Source organism: Anabaena sp. PCC 7938, assembly GCF_049315035.1.
GTDB classification, from domain to species: domain Bacteria; phylum Cyanobacteriota; class Cyanobacteriia; order Cyanobacteriales; family Nostocaceae; genus Anabaena; species Anabaena cylindrica.
Map to the genome: position 1 here is coordinate 5,974,421 of NZ_CP186034.1, position 12,158 is coordinate 5,986,578.

10 protein-coding genes are annotated in these 12,158 nt (G+C 34.2%); 7 read left to right on the forward strand and 3 right to left on the reverse strand.

From position 1 onward, the window contains the following. Nucleotides 1-41 precede the first annotated feature (41 nt). The 7 genes from ACOWPH_RS26630 to ACOWPH_RS26660 all read left to right on the forward strand — a co-directional run bounded on the left by ACOWPH_RS26630 (nucleotide 42) and on the right by ACOWPH_RS26660 (nucleotide 7,286). Nucleotides 42-2,960 carry a type I restriction enzyme HsdR N-terminal domain-containing protein gene (locus tag ACOWPH_RS26630; RefSeq protein ID WP_190645412.1) on the forward strand — a complete coding sequence of 973 codons (2,919 nt, stop codon included), beginning with the start codon at nucleotides 42-44 and terminating at the stop codon, nucleotides 2,958-2,960. Nucleotides 2,961-3,146: 186 nt separating this feature from the next. After that, nucleotides 3,147-3,512 (forward strand): type ISP restriction/modification enzyme, encoded by a 366-nt coding sequence (locus tag ACOWPH_RS26635; protein ID WP_280514230.1) that lies wholly within the window; start codon nucleotides 3,147-3,149, stop codon nucleotides 3,510-3,512. Nucleotides 3,513-3,590: 78 nt separating this feature from the next. After that, complete coding sequence (locus ACOWPH_RS26640; protein WP_015213125.1) at nucleotides 3,591-3,821, forward strand: hypothetical protein; 231 nt, start codon at nucleotides 3,591-3,593, stop codon at nucleotides 3,819-3,821. A gap of 2 nt (nucleotides 3,822-3,823) precedes the next feature. Then, the gene (locus tag ACOWPH_RS26645) at nucleotides 3,824-4,276 is read left to right on the forward strand and encodes an HNH endonuclease (protein ID WP_015213126.1); all 453 of its coding nucleotides are present in this window, start codon (nucleotides 3,824-3,826) and stop codon (nucleotides 4,274-4,276) included. Between the two features lie 151 nt (nucleotides 4,277-4,427). Next, complete coding sequence (gene rsmH / locus ACOWPH_RS26650) at nucleotides 4,428-5,321, forward strand: 16S rRNA (cytosine(1402)-N(4))-methyltransferase RsmH (protein ID WP_042464593.1); 894 nt, start codon at nucleotides 4,428-4,430, stop codon at nucleotides 5,319-5,321. A 95-nt stretch (nucleotides 5,322-5,416) separates the two neighbouring features. Beyond that, a complete protein-coding gene (locus tag ACOWPH_RS26655) occupies nucleotides 5,417-6,838 on the forward strand; it encodes a hypothetical protein (RefSeq protein WP_150110990.1) in 1,422 nt (473 codons plus the stop codon). 82 nt (nucleotides 6,839-6,920) lie between these two features. After that, nucleotides 6,921-7,286 carry a four helix bundle protein gene (locus ACOWPH_RS26660; RefSeq protein WP_015213129.1) on the forward strand — a complete coding sequence of 122 codons (366 nt, stop codon included), beginning with the start codon at nucleotides 6,921-6,923 and terminating at the stop codon, nucleotides 7,284-7,286. A gap of 113 nt (nucleotides 7,287-7,399) precedes the next feature. On the opposite strand, the gene ACOWPH_RS26665 is transcribed toward ACOWPH_RS26660, so the two are convergent. The 3 genes from ACOWPH_RS26665 to psb34 all read right to left on the reverse strand — a co-directional run bounded on the left by ACOWPH_RS26665 (nucleotide 7,400) and on the right by psb34 (nucleotide 12,085). After that, nucleotides 7,400-9,253, reverse strand: coding sequence for an ABC transporter ATP-binding protein (locus ACOWPH_RS26665; protein WP_015213130.1), 1,854 nt, complete (start codon nucleotides 9,251-9,253; stop codon nucleotides 7,400-7,402). A gap of 236 nt (nucleotides 9,254-9,489) precedes the next feature. Then, nucleotides 9,490-11,646 carry a tetratricopeptide repeat protein gene (locus ACOWPH_RS26670; protein ID WP_015213131.1) on the reverse strand — a complete coding sequence of 719 codons (2,157 nt, stop codon included), beginning with the start codon at nucleotides 11,644-11,646 and terminating at the stop codon, nucleotides 9,490-9,492. A gap of 259 nt (nucleotides 11,647-11,905) precedes the next feature. After that, complete coding sequence (gene psb34, locus ACOWPH_RS26675) at nucleotides 11,906-12,085, reverse strand: photosystem II assembly protein Psb34 (RefSeq protein ID WP_015213132.1); 180 nt, start codon at nucleotides 12,083-12,085, stop codon at nucleotides 11,906-11,908. Between the last annotated feature and the right edge of the window lie 73 nt (nucleotides 12,086-12,158).

A 12,158-nucleotide genomic window follows, 5' to 3' on the forward strand; every position in this document is an offset into this window, starting at 1 on the left:
CAACTTACAACTACAACTATATGTTGGAGAATAGAATACTTATGGAAAAATCAGGCTTAAATCCACAAACAGAAAAAAAATTAATTGAACTCCAAAATTTAAGTTTAGATAATGAGCAAAGTGTAAGAGAAAAGTTTTTAATGCCTTTATTAAAGTTATTAGAATATCAAGATAATGACATTAAACTAGAATATCCATTAAAGTATCCTTATGTTCACAAGGGAACAACAAAAAAACCAACGCCTAAACGTATAGATTATATGTTATCAGTGAATGGTAAAAAAAAATGGGTATTAGATGCTAAACATCCAAATGAATCTGTATCTAGTTTAAAAAATATACATCAAGTTCACAGTTATGCTGATCATAAAAATATAAAGGTTGAATTTTTTGCTGTGTGTAATGGTAATCAATTTGCAATATACGAAACAAAAAATACTGATGATGATAAACCAGTATTTGAATTTAACCGCTCAGAATTATTAGATAAATGGTATGAAATATTTAATCATTTATCAGTGAAAGCATTTCAAGAGAATAAAAATGATCTAACAATAAGTTTTCGCCCAATAATTCCCTATTATGATCCTCAAAAAAAGCAGGAACTAATTAAATGGTTTTTATCGTTTATTCTGGATAACTATAAACTAAAATTTATTAATTATAAAAATAACCTTGATATTGCTTATAACGAATATACAGATATTTTTGTTGAAAATGATCAAAAAGATAGAGGGTTACTTAGGTATATTGATTTTTTAAATAAAACAATTATTGATAAACATGATATAAAAGATTTAACTTCTCGATTTGTGGAAGAAGAAGAAATTTCTTATGTTTATTTATTAACAAATATTCCTATTAATGAAGAAGCGAATAATTATATTAATAATCATAACAAAAAACGTCCTAACGAAAAAATTAATATTGTCAGTTGTGAAGAATTACCTAGATTTTTAATGAAATCTCAGAATCTTTCTATTCCTTACTATAAAGATAAGTGTACAGGACACGTAGAAAATATAACATTATTAGCAACTGAAGAGAAAAAACTATATTGGGCAGTTGAAGAACTTAATCAAAAAGGTGAATCTTATCGTTTCTTAATGTTCTCCGCAAAAAATGAGGAATTTAATATAGACTCATTAAAATCTTTGTTACATCAGAATAAAGTATGGGTAGGTTGTTTAATTGACAATGGAACCCATAATATTAATGAATTTAATGATCAAAACATAAATGACGAAATACCTATCCCTCATATACCTGTAGCTGAAAGTTTTGAAAGTGATAGTGCTTGTCATCCTGAAGATTTTATTGGTAGAGAAGATATTAAAAAAGAATTTTGGAATTTTATTAATGAGGTTCAAGAGAAAAAGACTGATAAAAGAATTTTTACTATTGAAGGAAAATCAGGGTATGGAAAGTCATCTCTCATCCTTAAATTAGAACAAGAATCACAAAGTAAGGAGAATATTTTTTTCTATCAAGTTGATACTAGATTATTATGTAAGCATTCTCAAGAAGCTTTTATTGTTCGTAGTGCTATTAGAAAAGCTATTCAAGAATCTATTGAGCAAAATTTTATATCTTTACACCATTATAAGATTTATATCAATAGAGAAAGATCCTTGTTTTATGGAAATAAATCTATTACAACTATTATAGATTATCTGAGACAAAATAATAAAATTATTATTTTGTGTTTTGATCAATTTGATTATCTATTTTCCAAGAATGATTTACTAGATATATATAAAGCATTTGAGTCAATAGTAATTGAAATAGATTCTTTAGAAGAAAATTTTATCTTAGGATTTTCTTGCAGAACTGGTATACCTTTAACTGAAAGTATTAGAGATGAATGGAATGAATTAATAAAATCCATAAGAAAAAAAGTATTTAAAGAAATAAAAGAATTTAACAACTCAGAATTAGATGAATACTTAAATAAATTTTCTCAGCTTTTAATTAAAGATAAAAATCAAACAATTCCCTCTGATGTAACAAGATGGTTAAAGGACAATTTTGCATTTTCCCCATACTTGCTCAGACAAGTTTGTAGCATTATTTATAATAACCCTGGTGTCGTATCTACTATTGTTCATAAAACACTAAAGGAACTAATTAAAAATAATTTTGAAGAAGAATTCAATAAATTAAGTAGTCGTGAAAAATTCATACTCAATAAAATAGCTAGAGATGAGAATATAACATCTTTAGAAGAATGTTATGCGGAAGAACTACATAAATTAGAAACCAAAAGGTTTTTAACTTGTTCAAACAGAAAATATACTATTCCTGAGATAAGAAAAGAATATTATTTACATGGAACATTACCTGAAATATCTACAAAGTATATCCCACGCATGAATGTAAATGGTTCTTTATATGCTATGAGAAATATTAATAAATTTAGGACTAAAATAGAAGTTATCAATTTTTTAGTTGATGAAATAACATATAAAGAACTAACATCTGATAATTTTTGGATAGATATTCAGAATATTTTTTATGTACATAATTCACAAAATGATCAAATTATATTTCCAGAGGAATTTCATAGTCATAATCAATCAAATTTAGATGATTATCAAATAGCAGACTACCTATCAAGTTATTTTCAACGACATTTAATTGTAGAAAAAATATTGCAAAATGAACGTATTAGAAATACAGATTTTTTTAATATGAACACTTTTAAACAAATATATAGTGAAGTTGCAGCAGATAGGAGTAAAGAAAATAAAAATGATGATCCTCCTAGATTGCTTACTTGGTTATGTTTTGCAGGGATATTTGAATTAATAGATCCGAAAATGAAACTTTATAAAGTCCCAACAATCACTGCTTCTGCCAAACACAAGGGAAAGATATTAAAATGTATTTTAAAACTTACAAAACAAGACAAAATAGCAAATAATTGTGAAGACCCAATACAATTAAATTTTCTCAATTAATTATTTAATTAATTTTTTTATACCCAGATTTATGAGTTTTATTTTTCAATCTTTAAATTTACAAATTTCGGACTCCACCACCCTTTTGCAGTATTGAAATAAGCAACATCTTTATGTTTTTGTTTTTATCCTTCCATGATTCCTGACCAGAACACCGCAACATAGTTTTATTTATATTTAGAATTTATTTTTGATGAGAAAGGAGATAAATTATTTAAATGTCATTTAATGAAAAAAACAGGATTAGAAATTTCTACTTATCCTATTGCTGGTTCTAATATTGTAGAACAAGTTAAATATAATGAACCTAATCAGCAAGTTTGGATAAATTCTGAACAATACTTTGATCAAGTTCCTCCACAAATATGGAATTTTTATATAGGTGGTTATCAAGTTTGTCAAAAATGGCTGAAAGATAGGAAAAGTAGAAAATTAACTTTTGAGGATCTTACTCATTATCAAAACATTATTTCTATAATATCGGAGACTATAAAAACTATGGAAGATATTGATAAAGTTATTGAAAAATATGGCGGTTTTCCGTTAGAATGAGATTATCTATCAAAAAGTCATAGCGAATATAATTCGCGGCTACGCAGAGTAAGAACATGAAAGAGGGATGACATATCTATGAAAGAATTAATGAAACAACCATCATCTTGGTTACCAAATGGAATAAACCTTAATCTTTCTGATCAATTTCGTCCTTTTTCTTTTACTGAAGAGTTACAGATTCGTTTAGAGGAACTCTTAGAAAAGAATAAAGAAAATTTACTGAATCCAGATGAACAAGCAGAATTAGCTGGTTTATTGGAATTAGAAAAAATATTCAGTTTTATCAACGCTAAACTCGCTTCTTAATTGTGGTTATTAATAATTCTGTTCGTTTAAACGTCCGCAAAAGGGCAAAATACTTGTGTGAATATTGTCACTCACCAGAACGTTCAAATGCGACACCATTTACCATTGATCATATAATTCCCCAATCTTTAGGGGGATCAGATGACCTCAATAATTTAGCTTTAGCTTGTCATCGTTGTAATCAAAGGCGATATAATTTTAGAAATGGGATTGATACAGAAACACAAACAGAAGTTCCACTATTTAATCCTAGAAATCAAAATTGGTCAGATCATTTTATATGGACAAAAAATGGGTTAAATATTATTGGAACAACTCCTATAGGTCGTGCAACTTGTAATCGTTTTGATTTTAATGATCAAAATCATGATGATGGGTTTATTATAAGTTCTCGCCAACTTTGGTTAACAGCCGGTTGGCATCCACCTATAGATGATCCATGTCAAGAAAAATAAACAATGCTTAATTTATATAGCAATTCCCAAGCTCATGAAATACACCCCACCCGCGCTGTCGCGCACCCTCCCCTTACCAAGAGGAGGGTTGGGGAGAGGTAATTTTGTATCTAATTAGAGTGGGAAAGGCTATATTATTAATAAATAAATGATGGAATCAGATTTACAAACCCCAATAGATTCAGAAGAAATTACATTTTCCCATATTCCTGTTCTGAGTCAAGAAGTGATTACAGGTTTAAATATCCAGCCTGGTGGACATTATTTAGATTTAACTGTTGGTGGTGGTGGCCACAGTCGGTTAATTTTAGAAGCGGCTGAAGATGTAAAAGTAACTGCTGTTGATCAAGATTTAGATGCTTTAAATGCTGCAAAAGCTAATTTAGCTGAGTTTGGAGATAGAGTCAAATTTATTCATAGCAACTTTGCAAATTACGCATTTCCCGCAAATACTTATGATGGGATTTTAGCAGATTTGGGTGTGAGTTCTTATCATTTAGATCAGCCAGAACGGGGTTTTAGTTTTCGCAATGCGGCAAATTTAGATATGCGAATGAATCAAGAACAGTCTCTTACTGCTGCTGATGTAATTAATGAGTGGGATGAAAAGGAATTAGCAGATATATTCTTTCAATATGGTGAGGAAAGACTTTCACGACGTATTGCCAGAAGAATTGTGGAGAAACGCCCATTTCAGACTACTACAGAATTGGCAGATGCGATCGCATATTCTGTCCCTCCTAAATACCGTCATGGTAGAATCCACCCCGCTACCCGCGTTTTTCAAGCTTTGCGAATTGCTGTCAATGATGAGTTAAAGGTGCTGGAAACTTTAATAGATAAAGCACCATTAGCTTTAGTTCCCGGTGGCAGAATTGTGATGATTAGCTTTCACAGCTTGGAAGATAGGTTAGTCAAGCATGGGTTAAGAAATTCGCCCATGTTAAAGGTATTGACAAAAAAACCAATTATTGCTGGTGAAGAAGAGATTGCTCAAAATGTGCGATCGCGCTCCGCTAAATTAAGGATAGCAGAAAAAAATTAGAGTCGTATCTACTGGTATAATATGACAACAACCCTTATTCACTAAATTGATGTGGGTACAGCAGAACCTTGATATCTTTTTAGCACATGAACCCAGTGAAACTATCACCTGTTAATACACGTAAGGATCAGAGTTTAGTGTGTCCAAATCTGGTATCTCACTGGAAAATAATCTCTGTACCTGAATCTGAGCAAGGGGTAAGCGGTTTTTCACCAATACTTTTACAAGGAATTAAAACGAGACAGAGGTTTCCATTTTCATTAACGGAAGGTTACGCTCTCAAGCTGTTGAATGGAAAATTAACAGTCAAACAGGTACAGGAAAAGTGTCAACAGCAATTTGGGAAAGAAATTGATTCTGATTTTGTGATCAAGCTATTAGAGAAATTGCTGGCTTTGGGAGTTTTGGGAATTCACAAAACAGAGAATAAAAAAGCTTATGTACTGCGAGAATATTCCCCAAAACCTAACCGTTGGCCTCTACTTAAATCCGCAGTGCAGTGGATATGGAACCCAAATGGTTATTGGCTTTTGCGTATGGAACACCCGCATAGTTTAGCCTATCTTCAAATTAGCCCTGATCAAAAAGATCTACTTTTACAGCTAGGTAAACTACCACCAAAAACCATCGCTGCTAAATACAAGGTTAATATCGAAGATATACAATGTCTGTTGAAAAAATTAGCAGGAAGAGGAATGTTAAAGGACGCTAAACCAGCGCAGTCTAAAAGAACTTGGAAATTAACAAAAATACTATTTTATAAAAACAACTGGTTCAACCTTCAGGGTGATAAAATTCATTTTATTTTCACACAAAAATTTAGTTTACTAGTTTGCATATTCCTAGCTTTTGTGGTGGCAATTAGTGTAAAAAATCGAGTAGATGAAAAACTAGTTCCTGTTGCTTATAGAAATAGTGAAGAAAACTTATCCAAAAAAATAAACTTTAATTCTGATCAGAATTTATCTCAATTTATCCCTGCTAAAAAAGCTCAAAAAGCTGGTGTAATTATTGATGGTACGATTAAAATTGATTTCGCTAAACAAATTCTTGAAAAAGTCAAGCGAGGTACTCTTCGTCAAGAAGTTGCTATCTTTTTAATTGCTATATCAGCTACAGAATCTAGTGGTGGTAATTGGCAAGAACACCGACCAAACAGTAAGTTTTATGGTGCTTTCCAAATTTCTAGAGATAGATTTGACCCTAATATTTCTGATGAAAAAATTTTAGGAAATCCAGATATGCAAATTGAAGTAGCTCAGAAATTTTATGATGAAAAAGTGGTAATTCTCGCTGATAAAACTAATCTGCTAAATAGAAAAACTCTACCTGACAAACAACCTCTGTTTGAACATTTATTAGGCAAAAGCGAACTTTATCAAATAGCTTATGCTTGGATAACTTTAGATGGAATAGATGGTCATGGTGTTTATAGTCAAAACTTCGCTAGTGCAGCTGAACAATCTGCGGAAATTATTCGCAATCATCAATATATTAGGGCTTATCTTTATAAATGATCAGGAGTCAGGAGTCAGGAGTCAGGAGTCAGGAGTCAGGAGGTAGAAAGAAGAAGGAAGAAGAAGTCAGGAGTCAGAATAAATGCAACCTGCGAGAACATTTGAAGATTTAATAGTTTGGCAAAAAGCACATCAGTTTGTGTTAGGAGTATATCAATTAACTGCGAATTTTCCCAAGTCAGAAATATATGGACTTACCTCTCAATTTAGACGCGCATCAATTTCTATTCCTGCAAATATAGCGGAAGGATTTAAGAAAAAGGGAGATTTAGATAAAGTAAGATTTATGAATATAGCACAGGCTTCTGTCGAAGAATGTCGATACTATCTTATTCTCACAAATGATTTGGGATATGGTAACACTTCAGAAGTAATGTTGAGATTGCAAGAAGTTAGTAGATTATTAGATAGTTATGCAAAAGCTATTCTCAAAAATTCTACCTCCTAACTCCTTCTCTAATCTTCTTCTTTCTAACTTCTGACTCCTTCTTCTTTCTAACTTCTGACTCCTTCTTCTTTCTACATCCTGACTCCTGACTCCTGACTCCTGACTCCTGACTTCTACCTCTTTCTCATTCTCTCTGGACTACCTGTAGGAATTGCTGCAATTAACTTCTGTGTGTATTCTTCTTTTGGTTCGCGGTAGAGACTTTCTGCTGTACCTTCTTCAACTATTTTCCCTTGGTTCATCACCAAAATGCGATCGCTCATAAATTTCACCACACTTAAATCATGGGAAATAAAAATATACGTCAAGTTAAAATCATGCTGTAATTCTTTTAACAAATTTAATACCTGGGCTTGTACCGACACATCCAAAGCCGAAACCGACTCATCACAGATAATAAACTTAGGATTTAAAGCCAAAGATCGGGCAATACAAACCCGTTGACGTTGACCACCAGAAAACTGATGGGGATAGCGTTTCATATCATCTGCACCCAATCCGACCCGTTCTAACAGTTCCACAGCCCTTTCTCGTCGCTGTGACTGAGACTTACCCACAGAATGAATCAACAACGGTTCCATCACCGCTTCACCAATCTTCATCCGGGGGTTAAGAGAACTAAACGGGTTTTGGAAAACTATTTGCATTTCCCGGCGCAATTTTTGCAACGGTTGTCCTTTGAGGGTAATTATATTTTGTCCATCAAAAATAATTTTACCGCTCATCGGTTCGATTAATCTCAGCAAACTTCTACCCAAAGTAGTTTTACCACAACCAGATTCTCCCACCAATCCCAGAGTTTCGCCTGGATAAACATCAAAAGAAACAGCATTCACAGCCATATTGTAAGGTTTCGTTCTCCCAAGTACCCCCCGGACTGGGAAGCCAACATTCAGGTTGCGAATTTGTAAAAGAGGTTCTTGGGCGCACAAATTAGCTAATCTGACATTAATCTCTTCGCTGCTGATATCTGGTGGTTGTGCTGGTTCTTGGGGATAAATGACCACCTGTCCAAATTCATCCTCCTTTGCACTCATATAGTCAGAAACAGTCAGCAGTTTTTGGGGACGATGGTTCAGGGAAGGACGACAGGCTACAAGCCCCTTTGTATAAGGATGTTGGGGATTAGTAAAAATTTGTTCTGCCTCACCAGATTCGACAATTTTACCTTTATACATCACCGCTACTTGGTCAGTGATTTCCGAAATCAACCCCAAGTCATGGCTGATAAAAATCATCGCCATATTACGACTTTTTTGTAATTCTTGCAGCAATTCCAGAATTGTCGCCTGTACCGTCACATCTAAGGCTGTAGTTGGTTCATCAGCAATTAACAATGATGGGTTACAAGAAATTGCTATGGCAATCATGACCCGTTGCAGTTGACCACCAGATAACTGATGGGGATAGCGTTCCAGCATCGCTGCTTTTTGTTCTTTCACCAGCTGCGCTAATTGGAAGCTATCGGGTGGAGATGACTGATTATCAAGACACTGCTGCTGGATTGTTTCATCACTAGGTAAAAGTTTAACTTCTTGCAGACCTGCGATCGCAATTCTCTTAGCCTCAGCTGCACTCACATTTTGATGACGCATAATTGCTTCTGTCATCTGAAACCCAATATCATAAACCGGATTGAGTGAACTCATCGGTTCTTGAAAAATCATTGCAATGTCACCACCCCGGTACAGCTGCATCTCCTTAACCGATAAAGCCAATAAATCCAGAGATTGGGCATTTTCCTGGGGACGAAACCAGATTTCTCCCCCACCAACCCTACCGGGATACTGCAACAAACCCATCACAGCCAAAGCCGTAACTGATTTACCACTTCCAGACTCTCCCACTATTCCTAGAGTCTCACCTCGATGCAAATCAAAGCTGATACCATTGACAGCCTTAACTTTACTGCCATCACCGGAAAATTCAACTTGTAGATTGCGAACCTCTAGGATAGTTTCTTTCATAGGTCTGGGGTAGTGATTAAACAGGGAACAGGGAACAGAAGACTTTTTCAGCCTTTGAAAACCCCTTGCGGTAATTTTACCGATTGTGACACCTTTAGCCAATAACTACCAATCAACTTGGGGACTTCCCAGAATAAGATTACCTATCTTCCTTCTTCTTTCTTCCTTCGCGTCCTTCGCTTCTTCGCGGTTCATTTAATCCATATTCTGTTGGTTCTAAAAGAGTATCAGTTCTTTTATAACTTAGGTAAAATTTCAGGAATTAAATTACCCGGAACCTTAGATAAAGCCAGATTTTGTCCTTGAATACCTAATTGATCATGAAAAGTGCGAATTATTTTCACTATATGGGTAAAAGTCGTTTGATAAGCTTCCGTATTTTGATTCAAGGCATTTAGTGCTTGGACATGATTTTCTAAAGATGCTTCTAAATGCTGAGAAAGTATTTTTTTGTCACCATTGAAAGACGGATCTGTAACTAATTGATAATAAGCAAGTCCCAAATTATTTTGTGTTGCCAATAAATCAAAACTTAAATTTTTACGATCTACAGAATCTGATATACTCAGAGTTTCTTCATAAGTTTTGACGCATAATTTCAAAAAACTTTGGCGAATGTCTTTAGTTACTTGTGGTAGATTTGCTATATGCCAATAGGCAGTACCAAGATTATTGCGAGTAGCCGCACAGGCATTAGGAACATTAGCAGGAGTACGATATTTAAGGGCTTCACGGTAAAAATCAACTGCTAATTGTAAGTTATCCAATGGTTGTTCATATTGAGATAAATTCCAATAAGCAGTGCCGATATTATTTTGAATCATGCCATACTTGAGCGGCTCATCACTGGGTTTATAATATACAAGTGCTAGATTATAAGCTGCGATCGCTTTTTGAAGATGTTCCACCGGTTGACTATGTTGTCCCAAATGCCAGTAAGCAGTCCCCAAATTATTCTGACAAGCAGCATATTTAATAGGATCAATTTCCTCTGTTCGGTAGAGAAGTGCTTCACCATAAGCTGTAACCGCTTGTTGCCAATTTTCCACAGGGTTAGAAAATCGCGCTAAATCACCGTAAGCTGTAGCTAAATTATTCTGCACACGAGCATAAATATCCGGTTGGCTATCAGGTGTAATTAGTTTTATTGCCAACTGATAAAACTCTATTCCCTGTTCTATATAAGTTTTTCCTTCCTCACTATTACCAGGTGTGCGGTGCAGCATCCAATACAACGTACCCAAATCATTTAAAGTATCTGGGAGTTGTGGTGAATTGTCGTCATAACTGACTGCTTCCTGATAGGCAATAATTGCCACCATTAAATTTTCTAGACTTGACTTTCCTTGCTCAATGCGAAGACGATATAAATTTCCTAAATTATGATAAGCTACCGCTATTTCTTGCCCAGCAGCTTGCTGGATTTGTAATTTTTCAATTTCCCAGAGAAGTTGCTGCGGTTGTAAATTTTCATCGGCATCTTCAGGAATATCCGTATTCAGTGTTTCTTTAACTAACGATATTAACTCATCACTAATATGCAAGAAAGAAGAGAGTTTGGGAATATCAAACTTTTCTGTTGATATTCCATTTAACGTATATTCTGTATTCTTAGCTTTTTCTGCCAAAAAATCATCATCTTCAGTAAACTTAAACTCTTGAATAAGACTTTCTGACACTTCTTCTGAAGCGATTGATTCATCAATAATTGATTTCTCAAGATTTCCTAGATCTACACTTCTCAAACTAGAGAAATTTTCTGTATAATTGCGATTATCTATTGTTGGTGTCGGTTCTCCAGCAAAGATAAATACACCAGTTCGACCATGCCAAAACTTGGGTGCTGATTGCTGAATAGCAGATAACCAAGGACGCGGAACCCAAAACAGCAGACTAGATTCTAAAAACGGACTGGATTCTTGGGTAGAAAAATATTGTTCACTTAATCGGAGATAATGTAAAAATAAACGTTGTACCGCTACTGATTGTTTAGTGAGCAGTTCCACTCCGACAATCTGAAATGCGGGTATTGGTAAGGGACGACCAGGTGTGTCTTTTGATTCTCCCACAATCGGTGGAGGATAATTACCCAACCATTGATTTATCTGCGCTATGGGGTTAGGATCATTTAAATTCAACCGCAATGTAACTAGCCTTGGATAAGCTGGAGTACTGATTCCCCTTGTTTCCGTCGGCTGATATAGCACCTGCCCCACGGGATAAGCCAAGGTAGAATGTAACCGAGTAGCTACTTGATTTCTTAAGTGTAAGTCATCACACACAGCAAAAAATATCTGCCGTCGTAAACCAATACTCAGGGCAAATTTTAGGCGTTGATATACTTGCCGATTCCAAGCAAAAATATCTGTAGGTAAAGTTTCATTCACGCTCATAGTGGCTAAAACAGCCGAAATACAGTATACATTCTCAAGTCAGTCAAATAAACATAACGGAAAAATCTCATATTCTGATTTTCAAGTAAATGTTTTTCTGTTCAGGATAAATCGACTTTTCCCAGCTTGACAGGTTAATAAGTGTCTAATTATACTTAAGTATTATTTTTAATTTTAGCAAAAAATTAGAAAATCAGGCTCCTCCTAAGATTAGAACCTGATTTTCTGAAACGTTAAATTTTATTAAAATATTTTGAGATTAACCAACGTTAGAAACAGAGAAGGCGACAAAAATCACACCACCAACCAAAAGTGCAGCAGCAATTCCTAAAACAATATAGTTGCGCTGTTGAGTGGGTGTAGGAGGTTCTGCTTCATAAACCTTAGGTTCACGAGCAAAATTGTTTATCAGTCCGCCTTCTTCGTTTGTATAGGGCATGAAGTGATTCCTTCTTATCTTTTTTTATTGGATGCTAAACATATTATAGTTTATTTTCATTATACTATATAAA

What these genes read in the sequence shown, in the direction of transcription:
- ACOWPH_RS26630 (WP_190645412.1), top strand. Translation starts at nt 42, where the DNA reads ATGGAAAAATCAGGCTTAAATCCACAAACAGAAAAAAAATTAATTGAA.
- ACOWPH_RS26640 (WP_015213125.1), top strand. Translation starts at nt 3,591, where the DNA reads ATGAAAGAATTAATGAAACAACCATCATCTTGGTTACCAAATGGAATA.
- rsmH (WP_042464593.1), top strand. Translation starts at nt 4,428, where the DNA reads ATGGAATCAGATTTACAAACCCCAATAGATTCAGAAGAAATTACATTT.
- ACOWPH_RS26660 (WP_015213129.1), top strand. Translation starts at nt 6,921, where the DNA reads ATGCAACCTGCGAGAACATTTGAAGATTTAATAGTTTGGCAAAAAGCA.
- ACOWPH_RS26665 (WP_015213130.1), bottom strand. Translation starts at nt 9,253, where the DNA reads ATGAAAGAAACTATCCTAGAGGTTCGCAATCTACAAGTTGAATTTTCC.
- ACOWPH_RS26670 (WP_015213131.1), bottom strand. Translation starts at nt 11,646, where the DNA reads ATGAGCGTGAATGAAACTTTACCTACAGATATTTTTGCTTGGAATCGG.
- psb34 (WP_015213132.1), bottom strand. Translation starts at nt 12,085, where the DNA reads ATGCCCTATACAAACGAAGAAGGCGGACTGATAAACAATTTTGCTCGT.